The organism is Caulobacter sp. DWR2-3-1b2 (assembly GCF_049896345.1).
Lineage (GTDB): Bacteria > Pseudomonadota > Alphaproteobacteria > Caulobacterales > Caulobacteraceae > Caulobacter.
Window position 1 is genome coordinate 621,574 of the sequence record NZ_JAFCUC010000001.1, and the last position, 20,492, is coordinate 642,065.

General features: G+C 67.3%; 11 protein-coding genes. 2 read left to right on the plus strand and 9 right to left on the minus strand.

Features of this window, described 5'->3' with window-relative positions; all coding sequences use genetic code 11:
- Positions 1–23: 23 nt before the first annotated feature.
- The 4 genes from trpS to mutS all read right to left on the minus strand — a co-directional run bounded on the left by trpS (position 24) and on the right by mutS (position 10,131).
- Positions 24–1,058 (minus strand): tryptophan--tRNA ligase, encoded by a 1,035-nt coding sequence (gene trpS / locus ACP694_RS02985; protein ID WP_426010287.1) that lies wholly within the window; start codon positions 1,056–1,058, stop codon positions 24–26.
- A 257-nt stretch (positions 1,059–1,315) separates the two neighbouring features.
- Complete coding sequence (gene murJ / locus ACP694_RS02990) at positions 1,316–2,953, minus strand: murein biosynthesis integral membrane protein MurJ (RefSeq protein ID WP_426010289.1); 1,638 nt, start codon at positions 2,951–2,953, stop codon at positions 1,316–1,318.
- Positions 2,954–4,526: 1,573 nt separating this feature from the next.
- A complete protein-coding gene (locus ACP694_RS02995) occupies positions 4,527–7,352 on the minus strand; it encodes a [protein-PII] uridylyltransferase (protein ID WP_426010291.1) in 2,826 nt (941 codons plus the stop codon).
- 79 nt (positions 7,353–7,431) lie between these two features.
- Complete coding sequence (gene mutS / locus ACP694_RS03000) at positions 7,432–10,131, minus strand: DNA mismatch repair protein MutS (RefSeq protein WP_426010293.1); 2,700 nt, start codon at positions 10,129–10,131, stop codon at positions 7,432–7,434.
- Positions 10,132–10,179: 48 nt separating this feature from the next.
- Between mutS and ACP694_RS03005 the strand changes: the two genes are divergently transcribed.
- Positions 10,180–11,172: a virulence RhuM family protein gene (locus tag ACP694_RS03005; protein ID WP_426010295.1), complete on the plus strand. Its 993-nt coding sequence runs from the start codon at positions 10,180–10,182 to the stop codon at positions 11,170–11,172.
- On the opposite strand, the gene dnaJ is transcribed toward ACP694_RS03005, so the two are convergent.
- The 3 genes from dnaJ to ACP694_RS03020 all read right to left on the minus strand — a co-directional run bounded on the left by dnaJ (position 11,169) and on the right by ACP694_RS03020 (position 17,419).
- Positions 11,169–12,320 carry a molecular chaperone DnaJ gene (dnaJ, locus tag ACP694_RS03010; protein WP_426010297.1) on the minus strand — a complete coding sequence of 384 codons (1,152 nt, stop codon included), beginning with the start codon at positions 12,318–12,320 and terminating at the stop codon, positions 11,169–11,171. The genes ACP694_RS03005 and dnaJ overlap by 4 nt on opposite strands.
- A gap of 154 nt (positions 12,321–12,474) precedes the next feature.
- The gene (gene dnaK / locus ACP694_RS03015; protein WP_426010298.1) at positions 12,475–14,370 is read right to left on the minus strand and encodes a molecular chaperone DnaK; all 1,896 of its coding nucleotides are present in this window, start codon (positions 14,368–14,370) and stop codon (positions 12,475–12,477) included.
- A gap of 397 nt (positions 14,371–14,767) precedes the next feature.
- Positions 14,768–17,419 carry a M1 family metallopeptidase gene (locus ACP694_RS03020; protein ID WP_426010300.1) on the minus strand — a complete coding sequence of 884 codons (2,652 nt, stop codon included), beginning with the start codon at positions 17,417–17,419 and terminating at the stop codon, positions 14,768–14,770.
- A gap of 94 nt (positions 17,420–17,513) precedes the next feature.
- On the opposite strand from ACP694_RS03020, the gene ACP694_RS03025 reads away from it, so the two are divergent.
- Entirely contained in the window at positions 17,514–18,149 is a 636-nt protein-coding gene (locus ACP694_RS03025) for an alpha-ketoglutarate-dependent dioxygenase AlkB (protein ID WP_426010302.1), read from the plus strand.
- A 157-nt stretch (positions 18,150–18,306) separates the two neighbouring features.
- Here the strand turns inward: ACP694_RS03025 and dnaA are convergent, their stop codons facing one another.
- Complete coding sequence (gene dnaA / locus ACP694_RS03030; RefSeq protein WP_426010304.1) at positions 18,307–19,776, minus strand: chromosomal replication initiator protein DnaA; 1,470 nt, start codon at positions 19,774–19,776, stop codon at positions 18,307–18,309.
- 421 nt (positions 19,777–20,197) lie between these two features.
- Complete coding sequence (gene rpsT, locus ACP694_RS03035) at positions 20,198–20,473, minus strand: 30S ribosomal protein S20 (RefSeq protein WP_426010306.1); 276 nt, start codon at positions 20,471–20,473, stop codon at positions 20,198–20,200.
- Between the last annotated feature and the right edge of the window lie 19 nt (positions 20,474–20,492).

Consider the following 20,492-nt stretch of genomic DNA (forward strand, 5'->3'; position numbering starts at 1 on the left):
GAGCCTCGAAGGACGCAGGGCGTCTAAGCCCCCCAGAACCCGACCAGTTTCTTCACCTCAGCCACCGTCGGCGCGGCGACCTCGCTCGCCCGTTCGGCTCCGGCCTTCAGGATCCGGTCGATCTCCGTCGGGTCGGCCAGGAACCTGCGCATGGTCTCGCCGACCGGGGCCAGTTTCTCGACCGCCAGGTCGGCCAAGGCCGGCTTGAAGGTTCCGAAGCCCTTGCCGACATAGTCGGCCAGCACCTGCGCCTTGGTCGTCCCCGACAAGGCCGCGAAGATGCCGACCAGGTTGTCGGCCTCGGGGCGGGTCGCCAGCTCTTCCAGGGTCTCGGGCAGCGGCTCGGGGTCGGTGCGGGCCTTCTTTACCTTGGTGGCGATGGTGTCGGCGTCGTCGGTCAGGTTGATGCGCGAATAGTCCGACGGGTCGGACTTGCTCATCTTGGCCGAGCCGTCACGGAGCGACATGACCCGCGCCCCGGGCCCCTGGATCAGCGGCTCGGGCTGCGGGAAAAAGCCCTGAACGCCGAAATCGTGGTTGAACTTGGCGGCGATGTCGCGGGTCAGTTCCAGGTGCTGCTTCTGGTCCTCGCCCACCGGCACGTGGGTAGCCTTGTACACCAGGATGTCGGCGGCCTGCAGCACCGGATAGGTGTAGAGGCCCACCGAGCTGCGTTCCTTGTGCTTGCCGCTCTTCTCCTTGAACTGGGTCATGCGGTCCAGCCAGCCGAGACGGGCCACGCACTGGAAGATCCAGGCCAGCTCGGCATGCTCGCGCACCGCCGACTGCGGAAAGATCGTCGCCTTCATGGGATCGAGGCCGGCGGCCAGATAGGCGGCGGCGATCTCGCGGGTCTGCTGGGCCAACGCCTCCGGCGCCTGCCAGACGGTGATGGCGTGCAGGTCGGCCACAAAGATGAAGGTGTCCATCTCGTGCTGCAGCTTGGCGAACTTCACCAGGGCGCCGAGATAATTGCCCAGGTGCAGGGCGCCCGACGGCTGGACGCCGGAGAGCACGCGGGCGGCGCCCGTGTAGGGAACGGGGGTGTGGTCGGTCATGGCTGCAGCCTTGGAACGGGTAACGGATAGGGCGGACGCGCAAATGCGCTGGCCGTGCGCGCCGCACGGCGATCGGGGTCAGATGAAGCGGCGCCATCGCGGCGCGGAAGATCCGATCGAAGCCATGGATGCTGGTTAGCGGGCCGGGGGTTCAAGGGCAAGACCCGAGCCGGGGACATGCCCTTGCGGCGTGTCCCCATCAGCAAGCGCCGCGCCCAGACTCGGGGACACGCCCAAGGGCCTGTCCCCGACAGCCTCTAGGCCTTGCCCCGCTTCAGCACGCCCTTCAGCTCCGCCGGGGTCACCCCGCCGAACAGGAAGACCAGCGGCGGATAGAGCGCCGCGCCGACCAGCACGGTCAGCAGCAAGGCGACCTCCTTGGCCCCAATCACATGGCCCTTCAGGCCCAGGGCCACCAGCGGCGCCTCAATCAGCGGCCGCCAATGCGAGGCCGCCGCCAGGACCAGCCCCATCACGACGCTGGCCGCCAGGATCCGCGCCACCCGCGACCAGGTCTGCAGAGAGGGGTTATAATGGTCCTTGCGCGATAGGCCGAAGGCCATCTGCGCCACGTTCAGCCACGAGGCGATGGCGGTGGCCGCCGCTATGCCCTTCACCCCCACCATGTGGAACAGGGCGATGCCGACGCCCACATTGACGGCCACCGAGATCAGGGCGAACCGCATCGGGCTCTTGGTGTCGCCGCGCGCGAAGAAGGCCCGCGAATAGAGCTGCTGAAGCACGAAGGCCGGGGTGCCCAGGCCGTAGAAGAACAGGGCCGAGGCCGTCTGGCTGGCGTCGAACGCCGTGAACTGGCCGCGGGTATAGAGGGCGTCCGACAGGAAGCCGGGCATGGCAGTCAGGGCGGCGGCGGCGGGAAGGGTCAAAGCCATGGCCAGGGTGATGGCCTGGTCCATGGCGCCCTGGGCGTCGGCGGTGTCCTTCGACAGCACGGCGCGCGACAGGCGCGGCAGCAGGGCCACCCCGATCGCCACGCCCACCAGGCCCAGCGGCAGCTGGTACAGGCGATCGGCGGTGGCCAGCCACGAGCGGCCGCCCGGCACATGGCTGGCCAGGGCGCCGGAGATGAAGATATTGACCTGGGTGGCGCTGGCCGCCAGGGCCCCGGGAATGGCCTTGCCGATCAGGGCCTTCACCTCGGGCGTCAGGCGCGGCAGGCGCCAATGGACCTTGGCGCCGGACTTGTTGACCCCCCAGGTCAGCAGGGCCGCCTGGGCGACGCCGGCGACGATCACCCCGACCGAGCCCCACTTGGCCGCATCGACGGCGGTGGTCTGGGGCAGGATGAAGATCAGGGTGGCGATGTTCAGCAGCACCGGCGCCCCCGCCGACAGCACGAAGCGGTCGCGGGCGTTCAGCACGCCCGACAGGTGGGCGACGATGGCCATGCACGGCAGATAGGGCATGGTGATCTGGGTCAGCAGCACCGCCAGCTTGTACTTCTCGGGCTCGGCGGCGAAGCCGGGGCTGATCAGCATCATCAGCCAGGGCATGGCCAGCTGGCAGATCACGGTGATGATGATGGTTGCCGCCGCCAGGGTGGCCATGGCGTCGGCGGCCAGGATGTCGGCAACCTCCTCGCCGTCGGCCTGCAGGGACTTGGTGTAGGCGGGCACGAAGGCGGCGGCGAAGGCGCCCTCGGCGAAGAACCGGCGGAACAGATTCGGGAAGGCCAGGGCGGTCTGATAGGCGTCGGCGGCCGGGGTGGCGCTGGCGCCCATGCGATACGAGACCGCCAGGTCGCGGGCGAAACCCATGAACCGGCTGACCAGGGTCAGGCCCGAATAGATCATCGACGAGCGCAGCAGGCCGCCGGGCTTCTTGGCGGCGACAGCTTCGGTCGGGGTTTGTTCGGGGGGCGCGGTGTCGGTCACGAAGGGCTTCTGCGGGCTGGATGAGGGGGCGTCAAGCTAGGGCTTGGGGCGGGCGAGAGGTTGGCGCGGTTCGGGGGCGGTCGGGGAAGGATTTCCAAAGGATTTTCAGTACGGCGACCCCTTGCCCCCTACGGACCGCTTCGCGGTCGTCTTCCCCCAGAGGGGGAAGAGCTTCCTGGCGAGCGCCACGCGAAGGCTCCGCCCCCCATGGGGGCGGACAGGCGGCGAAGCCGCCAGGTGGGGGCAAGTGGGTGTGATCTCACGCCATAGGCCATGAGCTGATGTGGGAAAGGTGCGAAGCGCCCGGGCTCCGCCTGGAGGTTTTGCAGTAGATGTACCGTTTCGACGAAGACGAGCGCTCCGCGGGGACCGTTATCCGGAAGCCTTCGGATAGCGGATTTTAACCCGCTCCGATGGAGGCCCCCGACGGGCGGGATGCTGGCACATCCCGGACCGCATGGGCGATTTCAGCCCACGCCTGCCGCGTCCGCCGATCCTTCACCGCCAGGGCTTCGTCCCGACTAAGGGGAACCTGCCCTGGACCGTCGCGAAGTCGCCACTCAAGGCCACCGACGAACGCTTCCCGCTCGACCACCCCCGAAAGTCGCAACGGTCGCCGTACGTGCGCCCTTCCCGTGCTTTCAGGTGAGACTAGGATACGGGCGGTTCGAGGGGGTGGGGATAAGTTCGGTCGAGAAAATTTAGGGCGTTGAAATCGTTGAACTCGATTCGCTGTACGCTAAGCATCGACCTCCGCCGAAGACCCCCTTCTCCTCCCCCGTTTCACGGGTGAGCAGAAGCCGTCACTAGCCCCCCCCACCCTCCGCCAACGGCGAGGCCGCGCCTTGAAACCTTGATGGCGAGCTTGCTCTGGCGTCTGACGATGTCAAGGACGGCGCCGAGCGCCGCCGCGACGCGGCCGCCAGAGGCGGTCCTTGACATCGTCAGACGCCAGAGCTCCAATCCACCAAAGGTTTAAGGCGTGGCCGCATCCGGGCCGGATGCTATTTTCGAGACGAGACGCTTTCTATCTCCCGTCGCATCTGAGCCTCCACATCAGGCCATGAACTGCTCGGCTTGACGGGGCCTTCGCACATCGTGGCTAGATGATCCGTGCGGTACTTGTACATCTCGGGATCTAGCGCTAGCGGACGGATTGCTGTTCGCCCCACCACGATGCCCGCCTCTCGCAGCTTGTCGCCCGCACCCATCCTCATCGCCGCCATCATAGAAGACACCGGCCCTCCTGGCGGGTGGACACAGCGCCCCAAGTCATAGCGTCGGCGCACCATGGCGAGTGCGTATAGTTCCGCCGCCCTATCTTTATCGTAAGGGGCCCAGGCCATGGCGCCGATAAACAGGCACAGAGGCTCAGCGGCTTTTCTTTCGGTCCAAAGCTGCTCTCGCAGAGCGGGTTGGTCTGGGCCATCGGCTTGAATGGAACACTCAGGTTCCCATTGCCCGGCTGGGTTGGTTTGTGCCGAAGAAGCCTCGCCTGCCGGCGCGCAGCCGGTCACCAAGAGTAGAGCCAAACCAAGCCTACGTGACAACCTGATAGTCATAACAAACCCCCCTACCGCGCCACGCTCGCCCGCGCCCGCTTCAGCCCTGGCCGCGCGCTCAGCGCGCCCGCCTCGTTCTGCTCCAGCGCCGCCAGCAGATCGGCCTTCAGCACCGTGACCTTCTTGGCGTCGACCACCTTCCCGCCCTCGGCGGTCTGGACATAGAAGGCGTCGACCGCTCGCTCGCCATAGCCGTCGATATGGGCCGACTGGATGGACAGGCCATTCTCGGCCAGGGTGTGGGCCAGGGCGTGGAGCAGGCCGGGGCGGTCACGGCCGGAGGCCTCGACCACCGTGGCCTCGTTGGAGGCCTCGTTGTCGACCACCACGGTGGGGGCGATCGAGAAGGCCGCCGTGCGCGACTGCTCGCCGCCTCGCCTCGCCTCCATGACCAGGGGCTCGCCGCGACCTGCGGCCTCCAGGGCGTCGGCCAGGCGGCGCAGGACCCGGGGGTTCTCGCAGCCCAGGGGCGCGCCGGTGACATCCTGCACATGGAAGACGTCCAGCGCCTGGCCCTGGCGGGAGGTGAAGACCCGCGCCCCGACCACATTCCCCCCCAAGGCGGAGATGGCCAAAGCGAGGTCGGCGAACAGGCCGCGCCGGTCCTGGGCGGCGATGACGATCTCGGCGGCGTTGGCGCCGACCGGCACCCGGCCCTCGGCGGCGGCCCCGCCCTGGATGGCGGCGCGGCGGGCCAGGGCGGCGTGGTCCAGCAGGTCCTGGGTCGAGAAGGCCCCGAAATAGGCGGCCTCCATGGCCTGGGCCCAGCCCTTGGACGCCGGGTCGGCCTCAACCAACGCTTCGCGGGCCGCCTCGGCGGCGGCTTCCTGGTGGCGCTTGACGCTGGCGGCGGCGTCGCTGCCGCGTCCGCCCCGGAAGACGGCCTCGGTGGCGTTGTAGAGCTCGCGCAGCAGCTGGCCCTTCCAGCCGTTCCAGACGCCCGGCCCCACGGCGCGGATGTCGGCGACGGTGATGACGAGGAGCAGGCGCAGGCGCTCGGGATTCTCGACGATGCGGGCGAAGGCGGCGACGGTGCTGGGATCGGCCACGTCGCGCTTCTGGGCGAAGTCGCTCATCACCAAGTGGTTCTCGACCAGCCAGGCCACCAGCTCGACCTTCAGCCGGTCGACGCCCAGCCGCTCGCACGCCGAGCGGGCGCTGCGGGCGCCGGCCTTCTCCTGGCCACCCACCCCGCCCTTGCCGGTGTCGTGCAGCAGCATGGCCAGGAACAGGGCCTCGCGATCCTCGATCAGCGGCAGGATCGACACGGCCAGCGGATGGTCGTCGACCAGGCGCCCCGCGACCATGTCGCCGATCAGGCCGACAGCCCGCAGGGTGTGCTCGTCCACCGTGTAGGAGTGGTACATGTTGAACTGCATCTGGGCGACGATACGGCCAAATTCCGGGATGAAGCGGCCTAATACGCCGGCGTCGTTCATCAGGGTCAGGGTGCGGTAGGACCGCTTGCCCCGCGCCAGCAGGTCGAGGAAGGCCTTGGTCGCGTGGGAATCGCGCCGGACCTTCGAGGTGATCAGGTTGAGATTGCGCGTGACCGCCGTGAAAGCGTCGGGGTGGAGGTCAAGGTCGCGTTCGTCGGCGGTCTTGAACAGCCGGATCAGATTGACCGGGTCGTTCTCGAACACCTCGGGGCCGGCGATGTTGAGCCGGCCGCCGTCCTCGTAGAAGCCCGGCACGTCCAGCGCCTTGCGCTTGGGGCGGCCGCCGCCGGGCAGGAAGCGGGAAATGCCCTTGGGCTCGTGCTTGAAGTGCTCGGCCTCCAGCTTGGCCGAGAAGGCGCGGGTCAGGGCTCCGACCTCCTTGGCCACCAGGAAATAGCGGCGCATGAAGCGCTCGACAGCGGGCGCGTCGCCTCGGTCGCCATAGCCCATCCGGCGGGCGATCTCGGGCTGCAGATCGAAGGTCAGGCGTTCCTCGGGGCGACCCGTGGTGAAGTGCAGGTGGGCGCGGACCGCATGCAGGAAATCGAAGGCGCGGATGAAGCCCTTGGCCTCGCGGCGGTCGAACACCTCCAGCTTGAAGACATCCTCGGGACGATCCACCGGATGCAGGTATTCGGCGATCCACATCAGGGTGTGCAGGTCGCGCAGGCCGCCCTTGCCCTCCTTGACGTTGGGCTCGACCATGTAGCGGCTGGCCCCGGCCCGGGCCTGGCGGTCGTCGCGCTCCTTGAGCTTGGCGGCCACAAACTGGGCGCCGGTGCCCTTCATGACGTCGTCGCGGAAGCGCCGCTTGAGGTCATCGCCCAGGCGCTCGTCGCCGGTCAGGCGGCGGGCTTCCAGTATGGTGGTGCGGATGGTGAAGTCCTCGCGCGACAGTCGCACGCACTCCTCCACCGTCCGCGAGGCATGGCCGACCTTGAAGCCCAGGTCCCACAGCGCGTAGAGCATATATTCGATGACGCTCTCGACGTGCGGCGTCACCTTGTAGGGCCGCAGGAACAGCAGATCGATGTCCGAGAACGGCGCCAGGGTGCGCCGGCCATAGCCGCCCACGGCCAGCAGGCACAGGCGCTCTCCCTCGGTGGGGTTGCGGGCCCGGAACACGTGGACCGTCGTGAAGTCGTAGAGCGCGGTGATCACCTCGTCGGTGACGCCGCTGAGCAGGCGCGCCGTTTCAAGGCCACCGGCCCCGTTCTCCAGCCGCTCCTTGGCGATCATCCGGCCGCGAAACAGCGCCTGTTTGAGGATCTCGATGGCGCGGGTGCGCTGGGCGGCCTCGTCGCCGATCAGGTCGAGGGCGGCGGCCGACAGCCGGGCGCGCAGGGCGTGGCCGTCGACGACATGTTCCAGGGGCGTGGGGCGAAGGCGGCGGGGCATGAGGGCTATATGGTGTCCAGGCGCGTGATCGCGAAGAGACAGCCGGTACCGGCGATCAGCGTGCTCTCACTATAGGATGTCAGGGCTTGAGCAGAGCCTTAAGACGATAAAGCGCGTCCAGCGCCTCGCGCGGGCTCATGCCATCGACATCCAGGTCCTGCAACGCCGCATCGGTGCGGCTGGGCGCCACTTGCGCAGGCGCCGAAGCCGGGGCGAAGGCGGCGAACAGCGGCAGGTCGTCCAGCCTGGCCGGTGATTCGGTCTTGCTTTCCAGGCGGTCGAGCACCGCCTTGGCCCGTGCCACCACCGCCGGCGGCACGCCTGCCAGCTTGGCCACCTGGACGCCATAGGAGCGGTCAGCGGGACCGGCTGCGGCCTCGTGCAGGAAGACGAGATCGCCGTTCCACTCCTTGGCCCGCAGCGACAGGTTGGAGACATGGGCCAGGCGCGTCTCCAGCGTGGCCAGCTCGTGATAGTGGGTGGCGAACAGGGCGCGACAGCGGTTGGTGTCGTGCAGGGCCTCGGCGCAGGCCCAGGCGATGGCCAGGCCGTCATAGGTGGCCGTGCCCCGGCCGATCTCGTCGAGGATCACCAGGCTGCGTGGGCTGGCCTGGGTCAGGATGGCCGCGGTCTCGACCATTTCCATCATGAAAGTGGAACGGCCGCGGGCCAAATCATCGCCAGCCCCGACCCGGCTGAACAGCCGATCGACCACGCCCAGGCGCAGGCTCTTGGCCGGCACGTAACAGCCGGATTGGGCCAGGATCGCCAGCAGGGCGTTCTGGCGCAGGAAGGTCGATTTGCCGGCCATGTTGGGACCGGTGACGATCGACAGCCGCGCCCCGGCCTCGCCCGCCGCGTCCAGGCAGCAGTCGTTAGGCGTATAGGGATCGCCGGCCCGCTTGACGGCGGCCTCCACCACCGGGTGGCGGGCGGCCTTGGCCTCGAAGACCAGGGACTTGTCGACCATGGGGCGCACCGCGCCGCTGTCCTCGGCCCACTCGGCCAGCGCGGCGGCGACGTCCAGCTTCGCCAGGGCCTCGGCGGCCAGCTGGATCGGCTCGGCCAGGCGGCAGGCCTCGGCGCGCCAGTCCTCGAAGGCCGCCACCTCCATGGCCAGGGCGCGCTCGGCAGCCTGGGCGATGCGGGCGTCAAGGTCGGCCAGCTCGACGGTGGTGAACCGCACCTGGTTGGCCAGGGTCTGACGGTGGATAAAGGTAGCGTTCAATGGCGGTTGGAACAGCGGGTCGGCCTTGCCGGCCGTGGCCTCCACGAAATAGCCCAGCACGCCGTTGTGACGGATCTTCAGCGGCACGCCGCTGTCCTGACAGAGGCGGGTCTCCAAGGCGGCGACCACACGGCGGCTGTCGTCGCGCAGGCCTCGCGCCTGGTCGAGTTCGGGGCGGACGCCGGCCGCCACATAGCCCCCGTCGCGGGCCAGGGCGGGCAGGTCGGCGCCCAGGCCAATCTCCAGCTGATCGAGCAGGCGCGACAGGCCGTCGTGCAGCGCTGGGGTCAGGGCCTTCAGCGCCAGCTCCAGCTCGGCCGGCGGGGGCGACAGCGGATCGCCCGAGCCGCCGACCATGCCGGCCAGCTTCTCACCGGTCTTGAGGCCGTCCTTGAGGCAACCCAGGTCGCGCGGGCCGCCCCGGCCCAGCGCCAGCCGCGACAGGGCGCGGGCCATGTCGCCGGCGCCTTTCAGCACCTCGCGCAGACGCTCGCGCAGGGGTCGGTGGTCGATGAACCATTCGACGGCGTCCAGGCGGGCGTCGATGGCGCGGGGGTCAAGCAGCGGCCTGGCCAGGCGGGCGGTCAGCAAGCGGGCGCCAGCGGCGGTGACGGTACGGTCGATGACCGCCAGCAGCGAGCCATTGCGGTCGCCGCCCTGGGTGCGGTCGATCTCCAGGCTGGCGCGGGTGGCCGGATCGATCGACATCACGTCGGCCTCGGCGGCGCGGCGCGGCGCGCGCAGGGCGGGCAGCTTGCCAGCCTGGGTCATTTCCAGATGGGCCGCGATCAAGCCCAGGGCGCCGATCTCGGCAGACGAGAGTCCGCCGAACCCGTCGAGGGTGTCGACGCCATACAGCCGCTTGACCCGCGTCTCCGAGGCCTGGGGCTCCGACAGGGCTGACGGCATCGGTTGAACCAGGCCGCCGCAAATCTTCAGGGTCTGGGCCATATCTTCGTCGGCCAGCAGGCGGTCGGCGACCAGGGTCTCGGACGGGGCCAGGGCGGCGAGGATCGCCCCCACGGCGTCGCGGGCCACCAGGAAACACTCGACCTCGCCGGTCGACAGCTCCACGGCCGCTACGGCCGCCTGACCGGCCCGGATGGCCACGGCGGCCAGGCGGTTGGCGCCGCGCGCGTCCAGCAGGCCGTCCTCGGTCAGGGTGCCGGGCGTCACCACCCGGACGATGTCGCGGCGAACCACCGACTTGGAGCCACGCTTCCTGGCCTCGGCCGGGTCTTCCATCTGCTCGCAGACGGCGACCTTGAAGCCTAGGCGGATCAGCTTGGACAGATAGGCCTCGGCCGCGTGCTGCGGCACCCCGGCCATCGGGATCGGCTGGCCATTGTGCGTGCCACGAAAGGTCTGAGAGATGCCGAGGGCCGCGGCGGCGCCGTAGGCGTCGTCGAAGAACATCTCGTAGAAATCGCCCATCCGGAAGAAGATCAGGGCGTCCGGCTGCCGCGCCTTCATCTCGAAGAACTGCTGCATCACCGGCGTCGCGCCGGTGGCGTCATAGGTCTGGATTGTGGTGGAGGCAGGGGCGTTCATCCTCAAAGACTTAACGTTTGCCGCTGAATCGCAGAAGTGCGATGTATCATGTTCATGATTTGTACCGACGCTTTTACGCGCCGGATTCGAGGGGCGGCCGACGGAACGGTGTGGCTCACGCAGGCTCAAATCGCGGACCTGTTCGCGACGACGAAACAGAACGTCTCGCTGCACGTGCGCAACCTGTTTTCGGAGGGCGAACTGATGGAGACTTCAGTTGTCAAGGAATCCTTGACAACTGCCGCTGATGGCAAGGCCTACGGGACGCTCTGGTACAGTCTTGAAGCCATTCTTGCTGTTGGATATCGCGCGCGTTCGCCACGGGGTGTCCAATTCCGCCAGTGGGCGACGATCAGGCTGCGCGAGTACCTCGTGAAGGGGTTCGTGCTCGATGAGCAACGACTGCGTGACCCGGGTCCGTTCGATTATTTCGACGAGCTTTTGGAAAAGATCCGCGATATCCGGGCGTCGGAGAAGCGGTTCTATCAGAAGGTTCGGGACGTCTACGCCACCGCCACTGACTATGATGGCCGATCCCAGACCGCCCAGCTACTCTTCGCGACCGTCCAGAACAAGATGCTGCACGCCGTCACCGGCAAGACCGCCAGCGAGCTGATCGTTGTCAGGGCGGACCCGCCGGCGCCGAACATGGGACTGCAGAGCTGGAAAGGCGGGCGGGTCCGTAAGGGCGACGTCGACACCGCCAAGAACTACCTGGTCGCCGATGAGGTGAGCGACCTAAACCGCGTCGTGACGATGTTCCTGGACTTCGCCGAGGATCAGGCCACACGCCGAAAGCCGATGACCATGGCGGAATGGGCCGCTCGCCTCGACGCATTCCTGACCTTCAACGACCGTGACGTCCTGCTCAACGCCGGCCGAATCGCGGCGGAGAAAGCCAAACGGCTCGCCCACGAACGGTTTGAAACCTTCGACGCCGGGCGGCAAGTCGCCGAAGCCCGCATCGCCGAGGCCGAACATGTCGAGGAGATGTTACGTTTAATCAACGGGCTGAAGCCCAAGTCGAAAAACGCGCCCTAGCTCCCCGTCACTTCTTCCCAGAACCGCTTGGCCTTGCCGACGAAGTTAGCGGACTTGGGGTTCTGTTTTTCGCTGCTGAGGGTGGCCAACTCGACGAGCAGTTCCTTCTGCCGAGCCGACAGGTGGGTTGGGGTTTCGACGAACAGTTCAACCACCAGGTCGCCGCGCTGGCGGCTGCGCAAGGACGGCATGCCCTTGCCCTTGAGGCGGACGGTCTTGCCGGTCTGGGCGCCTTCGGGGACCTTGACGGTGATGCGGCAATTGCCGTCGCAGGTCTCGCCGCCCAGCAGGCAGGGGGCCTCGATGTCACCGCCGAGGGCGGCCACGGTCATCGGCACGGGCACGGTGCACAACAGGTCCAGGCCATCGCGCTCGAACAGTTCGTGCGGGATCACCGACAGGAAGAGGTAGAGGTCGCCGCGCGGACCGCTGCGGGCGCCGGCGTCGCCTTCGCCGGCCAGGCGGATCCGGGCGCCGTCATCGACGCCGGCCGGGACGCGGACCGACAGGATGCGCTCGCGGCGCACCTGTCCGTGGCCGTGGCAGTTGACGCAAGGATCGAGCACCAGCCGGCCCGAACCGCCGCAGCGGGGGCAGGCGCGTTCGACCGCGAAGAAACCTTGAGTGGCCCGCACGCGGCCGGCGCCGCCGCAGGTGCCACAGACCGTCGGGCTGGTGCCGGGCTTGGCGCCCGAGCCGTCGCAGACCTCGCAGGTGATGGCGGCGGGAACCTTGATCTCGACCTCGGCGCCGGCATAGGCCTGCTCCAGGGAGATCTCCAAGTCGTAGCGCAGGTCCTGGCCGCGTTGGGGGCCGTTACTGGCCTGGCGGCGACCGCCGCCGAACATCTCGCCGAACACGTCGCCAAAGACGTCGTTGAAGATGTCATTGGCGTCGCCGCCGCCGAAACCGCCGCCGCCCTGCTGGCCATTGACCCCGGCATGGCCGAAGCGGTCATAGGCGGCCCGCTTCTGGGCGTCCGACAGGATCGAATAGGCTTCGTTGATTTCCTTGAAGCGCGAGGAGGCATCCTCGCAACCGCCGTTGCGGTCGGGATGGTGCTCCATCGCCATCTTGCGGAAGGCGACCTTCAGGGCGGCGTCATCGCAGCCGCGGGCCACACCCAGGACTTCGTAATAGTCGCGCATCAGGGTCGATCACCAGCCATGTGAAATAAGGAGGCCATGTTGAATAGGGAGGTGGGAGCGCTCCTGCCCAGCCACAAGCGGCGGGCAGGAGCCTTGTTCCCGAAAGGCGCCGCGGGCGGGACTTCGCTTAGGAGGTCCAGCCCGCGACCCATGGTCACGCCGACGGCTTGGAGTCGTCGACCTCTTCGAATTCGGCGTCGACGACGCCATCATCGGCGGCGGCTTCATCGCCTTCGCCATTGCCTTGCTGAGCGGCGTACATCGCCTCGCCCAGCTTCATCGACGCCTGAAGCAGAGCCTGGGTCTTGGCCTTGATAACCTCGGCGTCTTCGCCTTCCAGGGCCGTCTTCAGTTCGGCGATGCCGGTCGCGATGTCGGACTTCTCGGTCGGGCCGACCTTGTCGCCATGTTCGGCGAAGGCCTTTTCGGTCGAGTGCAGAGCGGCTTCGCCCTGGTTCTTGGCTTCGACCAGCGACTTCTTCTTCTCGTCCGAAGCCTTGTTGGCCTCGGCTTCCTGGACCATGCGCTCGATGTCTGCGTCTGAGAGGCCGCCATTGGCCTGGATGCGGATCGAGTGCTCCTTGTTGGTCGCCTTGTCCTTGGCGTGAACATTGACGATGCCGTTGGCGTCGATGTCGAAGGTCACCTCGATCTGCGGCACGCCGCGCGGGGCCGGCGGAATGCCCTGCAGGTCGAACTGACCCAGGAACTTGTTGTCCACCGCCATCGGACGCTCGCCTTGGAACGCCCGGATGGTCACGGCCGACTGATTGTCGTCGGCGGTCGAGAAGGTCTGCGAGCGCTTGGTCGGGATGGTGGTGTTGCGCTCGATCAGCGGGGTGAACACGCCGCCCAGGGTTTCGATGCCCAGAGTCAGGGGCGTCACGTCCAGCAGCAGCACGTCCTTGACGTCGCCTTGCAGGACGCCGGCCTGAACGGCGGCGCCCAGGGCGACCACTTCGTCAGGATTGACGCCCTTGTGCGGCTCGCGGCCGAAGAAGTCCTGCACCGCCTGCTGGACCTTGGGCATGCGGCTCATGCCGCCGACCAGGATCACTTCGTCGATGTCGCTCTTCTTCAGGCCGGCGTCCTTGAGGGCCTGTTCGCACGGACCGATGGTGCGCGTGATCAGGTCTTCCACCAGGGCTTCGAGCTTGGAGCGCGACAGCTTGATATTGAGGTGCAGCGGACCCGAGGCGTTCATCGAGATGAAGGGCAGGTTGACTTCGTACTGAGCCGTCGAGGACAGCTCCTTCTTGGCCTTTTCAGCCTCTTCGCGCAGGCGCTGGAGGGCCAGCTTGTCCTTGCGCAGGTCGACGCCCTGCTCCTTCTTGAACTCGTCGGCCAGGTAGTCGACGATCCGCAGGTCGAAGTCCTCGCCGCCCAGGAAGGTGTCGCCATTGGTCGACTTCACCTCGAAGACGCCGTCGCCGATTTCCAGGACCGAGACGTCGAAGGTGCCGCCGCCGAGGTCATAGACGGCGATCTTCTTGCCTTCGTTCATGTCCAGGCCGTAGGCCAGGGCCGCCGCGGTGGGCTCGTTGATGATGCGCAGGACTTCCAGGCCGGCGATCTTGCCGGCGTCCTTGGTCGCCTGACGCTGGGCGTCGTTGAAATAGGCCGGAACGGTGATCACGGCCTTGGTCACCGGCTCGCCCAGATGGCTCTCGGCCGCTTCCTTCATCTTCTGCAGGATGAAGGCGGAGACTTCCTGCGGCGAGTAGTCCTTGCCATGGGCTTTCACCCAGGCGTCGCCGGTCGGGCCCTTGACGATATCGTAGGGGACCATGGCCTTGTCCTTGGCCACGACGGGGTCGGCGAAGTTACGGCCGATCAGGCGCTTGATCGCGAAAAGGGTGTTGGTCGGGTTGGTGACGGCCTGGCGCTTGGCGGGTTGGCCAACGAGGCGCTCGCCGTCTTCGAGGAAGCCGACCACCGACGGGGTGGTGCGAGCGCCTTCGGCGTTCTCGATCACCTTCGGGGTCTTGCCGTCCATGATGGCCACGCACGAATTCGTGGTGCCAAGGTCGATACCGATAATCTTGCTCATGTTGAGACCTGCAGCTCCTGAATGGCGGACGGCGGTGACAAGGGCCTTAAGGCAAGCGCCCCGGTTTTTCTCGAGCCGTCCCCGTCTGGTCGCGTTCTAACGGTTGATCCAAATCCTTGCCGCTCAAAAACGACGGCCAAGGCCGACGTCTATAACGGAAAGCGTTCGTTCAATCGAAGTTGACAAGCCCGTCAACCCCGCTTCGAAGGCGGATATGGGGGATAGGTACCAGCCTGCAAGCCCAATCCCGCATGGAAAGAAGGGGAATCGCGACTCCAGGCGAAAAGGCCGCGCCAAAAAAAGCGCGGCCATCCCGTCGTATAGGGCGAGAACGAGGCGCGAAAGCCTCAACTCGCGTTCGCTGAACCCGCTCAGAGCGCGCGTTCTAGGTCGATGCTCAGCCGCCGTGCTTGGCGACCCAGGCCGTGATTTGCGGCAGGGCGGCCTTGCGGGACTTGATACGGTCGGTGATCGAAGCCACCGACTTGTCAGCCTCGCCACGGGAGGCGGCCGGCAGGTTGGCAGCCGCGTAGGCGGTGACCTTGCCGATCATCGCCGGATCGGCCGAACCGCGCGCCAGGCCCGGAATGAACTTGGTCGCCGAGGCCGCGTCGACCTTGCCGTTCACCGCGTCCTTGTGGGCGACAGCGAAATCGAAGGCTAGGTCGGGGTGCAGACCCGCGACGCGCGAGATCATGTTGGACGACAGGGTCTCGCCCGGCTCGTCGGTCAGCGCCAGTTCCAGGGCCTTGGCGGCCAGGGCGTCGTCCTCGGCCGAGGCCAGTTGGGTGTAGAGCTGGTCGCGGATCAGCGGGGTCTTCTCGGCCTTGGCCTGTGCGTGCAGGGTGTCCCAGGCCGCCGCGTCGGCGTGGCGGGCCACGGTGGCCTGGATGCGCTTGCGCAGCGGGCCGGGTACGGCGGTCGGGTCGGTCTTGTCAGCGGCGTAGCGGCGCTTGGCCTCGGCGATCACCGCCGGTTCGCCCAGGGCGCTGAGCGCGCTGATCAGGTCTGACCGCAGGGTGGCGACCGGAGCGGCTTCACCCGGTTTTTCCGTCCAGCCTACCTGGGTGAACGCCGGCGACAGGCGGGCGATGGCCAGCTTGCGGAAGGCTGGCCGGTCCGCCGGCGCACTGTCGTACATGCCGTTGACGCTGGTCAGGACGCCCGCGACCTTGCCCCACACCTGCGGATCGGCGTCGAGCGGCGTGGCCAGGGCCAGGTCCAGGGCGTCGGTCACTGTCTGCTGGCCGTTCAGGCCCAGGGCCCAGGCGTCGGAGATGACCCCCAGCTGGTCGATGGCCGGCAGCTTGGCGAAGCTGGCCGAGACGCCGGCGAAGGTTTTGGGCGCATAGAGGGTGCGGAAATAGCCGGACTGCCCGGCATTGACGACCACAGGGCCGCAGCCCGCGACGCTGAGCGCGCCCTTGCCGCCCTCGACCAGGGTCCTGGACACCGTGCTGGACCCGACGACCTGGGCCGAGACCGGCACGCGCCAGGCCATGGGGGTCTTGGTCGGCTTGTCGCGGCTGAATTCGCCTTGGGTGAGGGTGACCGGGGTCTTGCCGCCAGCGCAGGCGCCGGTCTCGACGGTGATCAGCGGCACGCCCGGCTGCAGGGTGAAGTCGTGGGCGATGGCGGTGATGGGCTTGCCTGCCGCGGCCTCGACTTCCTTCCACAGGTCGTCGGTGGTGGTGTTGCCGTGGGCGTGGGCCTTGATGTAGCGGCGCACGCCATCGCGCCAGGCGTCGGGGCCGACATAGGCCTCGAGCATGCTGATGACCGCCTGGCCCTTTTGGTAGGTGATGCCGTCAAAGGCCTGGCTGGCCTGGTCGACGGTCTCGACATGCTGGACGACCGGGTGGGTGGTGACCAGGGAGTCCAGGCCCATGGCGTATTCACGGCCGCCGACCGAAGCCAGCTGCGTGTTCCATTCGGGGTGGAAGTGCTCGGTAGCCCGGCCTTCCATCCAGGAGGCGAACCCTTCGTTCAGCCAAAGATCGTCCCACCACTGCATGGTGACCAGGTCGCCGAACCACTGGTGGGCCATCTCGTGGGCCACGGTGGTGTAGATTTCCTGGCGGTCGGCCTGGGTCGAGATCGCCGGGTCTTCCAACAGGGCGTATTCGAAATAGAAGATCGCGCCCCAGTTTTCCATGGCGCTGAAGAACTGGCTCTGGCCGGGCGCGGCGATGTGGTCCAGCTTGGGCAGCGGATAGGGGGCGCCGAAATAGTCGTTATACCAGGCCAGGATCGGGCCCGAGGACTTGAGGGCGAAGTCGGCCTTGGCCAGGTCGCCTTTCTTGGTGATCACGCCCATCTCGACGTCGCCGACCTTGGCGGTGGCGCGGTCGAAGTCGCCCAGGCCGAAGAACAGCAGGTAGGTCGACATCTTGGGCGAGGTGGCGAAGGTCACCTTGGACTTGCCGACGCCGAGCTCCTGGGTCTTGGCGATCGGCATGTTGCCGATGGCCATCTGGCCGGTCGGGACGATGACCTGGACGTCATAGGTGGCCTTGAAGAACGGCTCATCCCACGAGGGAATGAACCGGCGGGCGTCGGAATTCTCGAACTGGGTATAGAGGGCGCGCTTCTTGCCCTGGTCGGTGTCGTAGTCCAGGGCGAACAGGCCGGCGGCCTGCTTGTAAATCTTGCCGCTATAGTCGATGGCCAGGACGTGCGCGCCCTTGGCGATGACCTTGTCGAAGGTGAAGGTGGCGGTCTGGGCCTCGGCGTCGACCGTGACCTTGGCGGCGCCCGCGCCGGCCAGCTCGACCTTGGCGAAGGCCAGGTCGGCGGCCTGCAGGGTGATGGCCTTGCTCGGGGTCACCACGTCGATATTGATCTTGACCGAGGCGGTGAAGGTCAGCTTGTCGGCGTCGGGCGTGAAGGCCAGGTCGTAGTGGCTCGGCACGACACCGCGCGGCAGCTGGGTGGTGACATTGGCGGCGGTGATCTGCGCCGGCTTGCTGGAGGCGGGGGTCGCGGCCAGGCTCGAACCGGCGGCGAAAACGAGCGCGGCGGCGGCCGCTGTGGAAAGAAGTTTGCGCATTGTCGGCCTTGAAACTGCAAAAACTGTTCGGCTCCAACGCCGAGGGGCGCAGACCAACACTGTTCAAACGCGTCTGGCGCATTAAATCTCCGTAATGAATAGACCGATCAGCGTTCTGCCGGGTTTCGACCTATGGCCTGGGTGTCTGGACCCCAAGGCCCAGGCCGATCTGACGCGCCTGGCCCTAGCGGCGACCGAGGCGGCGCCCCTGGCCAACTACGCCACCGCCTATGGCAAGGCGATGAGCGTGAAGATGAGCGCCTTTGGACCGCTGGGCTGGACCAGCGACAAGGCCGGCTACCGCTATGCCGACCGCCATCCGGGCACGGGCGCGCCCTGGCCAACCCTGCCCGTGGCCTTGCTCGACCTGTGGGCTGCCTTGGGCGATCCGGAAACGCCGCCGGACTCCTGCCTGATCAACCTCTATCGGGGCGATGCCCGGATGGGTCTGCACCAAGACCGCGACGAGGCCGATCCGCGCTTTCCGGTGCTGTCGGTCTCGCTGGGCGACACCGCGGTGTTCCGGATCGGCGGGACCGCGCGCAAGGACCCGACCCGCAGCTTGCGGCTGTCGTCGGGCGACATCTGCCGGCTGTCAGGCCCGGCGCGGCTGGCGTTCCATGGGGTGGACCGAATCCTGCCGGGGTCGTCGAGCCTGATCCCCGGCGGCGGACGGATCAATCTAACGCTTAGAAGAGCGACGGTGGCTCACCCTCTTGCCCCCACCTGACCGCTTCGCGGTCTGTCCGCCCCCATAGGGGGCGGACCTCAGAATGTGCGGGGCCACGCCCCCTACGGGGGCGGACAGGCGACGCAGTCGCCAGGTGGGGGCAAGTCAGTGAGCCACGAAAAAAGGGCCGCCCCAGCGGGACGGCCCTTGATCGATCCTACCCCCGCAACTTGCGGGTCAGAGTTTCCAAATCCTGGCTCAGCACCGGATCATCCACCCGCAGGGCCTCGATGCGGCGGACGGCGTGCAGGACGGTGGTGTGGTCGCGGCCGCCGAACCGCCGGCCGATGTCGGGCAGCGAGCGGGTGGTTAGTTGCTTGGCCAGCCACATGGCGGCCTGGCGTGGACGGGCGATCGCGCGGTTGCGGCGCTCGCTCAGCAGGTCGGCCTGTTTCATGCCGTAGTGGTCGGCGGTGGCCTTCTGGATGTCGTCGATGGTGATGCGCTTCTCGCCGGCCCGCAGGTGCGGCCGCAGGATCGCCTGGACCTCATCAAGGGTCAGCCGCGAAACGCCTTCGCCGGCCCGGGCCGACAAGGTGTTCAGCGCGCCTTCCAGCTCGCGGACGCTGTCGGTGAAGCGGTCGGCCAGGAAGTGCAGCACCTCGGCGCGCAAGGTGGGCTCGAAGCCGTGCTGGCGCGACAGGGCCTGCAGCTTGCGCTCCAGGATGCCGATGCGCAGCGCGCGGTCGGCCGGCTCCAGGCCGCAGACCAGGCCCGCCGACAGGTGCGAGCGCAGGCGGGCGTCCATCTCGGTCATGGCGGCGGGCGCCCGGTCCGAGGAGAACACCACCCGGCGGCCGTCTTCAACCAGGGCGGTCAGGGTGTGGAACAGCTCTTCCTGGCTGGACTGCTTGCCGGCGATGAAGTGCACGTCGTCGATGATCAACAGATCAGCGCCGCGCAGCTCTTCCTTGAAGGCGGCGGTCTGGCGATCCATCACCGCCCGCACGAAGGTCGACAGGAAGCGCTCGGCGGTCAGATAGACCACCCGCTTGGTCGGGGCCTGGCGCATGGCCTCCCAGGCCAGGGCGTTAAGCAGGTGGGTTTTGCCAAAACCGTAGGGGCCGTGGAACAGCACCGGATTGAAGTGGCCGTCGGCCCAGCTGGCCACCCGGCGCGCCACGGCGTGGGCGAACTCGTTGGCCGGCCCCGGCACGAAGGTGTCGAAGGTGAAGCGTTCCTGCAGCCCTTGGACTGGCGACGGCTTGGAGCCATTGGTCGGGGACCGGTCCGGCACGTCGCTGGATACGGGCAGGGCGATCTCGATTGGCTCGACCTTGGACTCGCCGCTCGCGGCGACACCGACGGCGGCCTCGAATTCCAGGCGCGACTTCAGGTCCAGGCGGCGGGCCGGCGCATCATTGGCGGCCCAAAGCTCGCTGACGCGGCGCCAGGCGCTGCGACGGATCCAGTCACGGGCGATACCGGTCGGGGTGACCAGCACCACGTCGCCGCCGTGGCTTTCACGCAAAGCGGCGGGCGCGATCCACGAGCCAAAGGCGGCGTCGCCCAGTTCGCGTTTCAGCACCACGCAGACCCTGTTCCAGACGACGCCCGCGGACTCGCAAGCCACCGTCGAGAACGCGGCCGAAAACTCCTGGCTCACTACCCCGCCTTTGATCGTCATCGGTTTACCGCCTCGCGTACATGTCGTGTTACCCCGATCGCCGCCCCCCATGGCGCACGACCGCGTCTCTCAGGGCGTTCCAGTCACGCAGACACAGGGGGTTGATCGGCGAACGCAAGGGTTCCGCCGCCGCCAGTGATCTCCATGGACTGGAAGGCCGTTGAGATCCTTAAACTAGCCAGCGGCCCCTGCCGGTCAAACGGAAAACTTGAGTCCGTCGGCGGATATTTCTGTTGACTCGGCAGACGTCCTCGCCCGGCAAGGGAATATAAATTCAGGACCCGATGAACGCTCTTGGAAATGTCTCGGGGACAATCTTGAGTGCGCAAAACTTGCATAGAAAAAGCCGACCGAGTTTCCTCGATCGGCTTCTCTAAGTCTTTGATTTTTCTAACCGAACTTCGTTCGGCGAGAAGCCGGATTAGGCAGCTGCCTGATCAAGCTTCTTCAGACGGGCGGCGAGGCGAGAAACCTTCCGCGAGCCGGTGTTGGGGTGCACGACGCCCTTGGAGACGGCGCGCATCAGTTCCGACTGCGCTTCGATGAAAGCCGCCTTAGCGACGGCGGCGTCGCCGGCCGACAGCGCGTCTTCAAACTTGCGAAGATAGGTGCGAACGCGCGAGCGGCGAGCGGTGTTCACTTCGGTGCGACGAGCGATCTTGCGGATCGCTTTCTTGGCGCCGGGATTATTGGCCATAGTTCGGACCTTCAAACGG

Excerpts from the sequence above, each read along its gene's own strand:
- trpS (WP_426010287.1), bottom strand. The coding sequence starts at position 1,058 with ATGACCGACCACACCCCCGTTCCCTACACGGGCGCCGCCCGCGTGCTC.
- ACP694_RS02995 (WP_426010291.1), bottom strand. The coding sequence starts at position 7,352 with ATGCCCCGCCGCCTTCGCCCCACGCCCCTGGAACATGTCGTCGACGGC.
- mutS (WP_426010293.1), bottom strand. The coding sequence starts at position 10,131 with ATGAACGCCCCTGCCTCCACCACAATCCAGACCTATGACGCCACCGGC.
- ACP694_RS03005 (WP_426010295.1), top strand. The coding sequence starts at position 10,180 with ATGTTCATGATTTGTACCGACGCTTTTACGCGCCGGATTCGAGGGGCG.
- dnaJ (WP_426010297.1), bottom strand. The coding sequence starts at position 12,320 with ATGCGCGACTATTACGAAGTCCTGGGTGTGGCCCGCGGCTGCGATGAC.
- dnaK (WP_426010298.1), bottom strand. The coding sequence starts at position 14,370 with ATGAGCAAGATTATCGGTATCGACCTTGGCACCACGAATTCGTGCGTG.
- ACP694_RS03020 (WP_426010300.1), bottom strand. The coding sequence starts at position 17,419 with ATGCGCAAACTTCTTTCCACAGCGGCCGCCGCCGCGCTCGTTTTCGCC.
- ACP694_RS03025 (WP_426010302.1), top strand. The coding sequence starts at position 17,514 with ATGAATAGACCGATCAGCGTTCTGCCGGGTTTCGACCTATGGCCTGGG.
- dnaA (WP_426010304.1), bottom strand. The coding sequence starts at position 19,776 with ATGACGATCAAAGGCGGGGTAGTGAGCCAGGAGTTTTCGGCCGCGTTC.
- rpsT (WP_426010306.1), bottom strand. The coding sequence starts at position 20,473 with ATGGCCAATAATCCCGGCGCCAAGAAAGCGATCCGCAAGATCGCTCGT.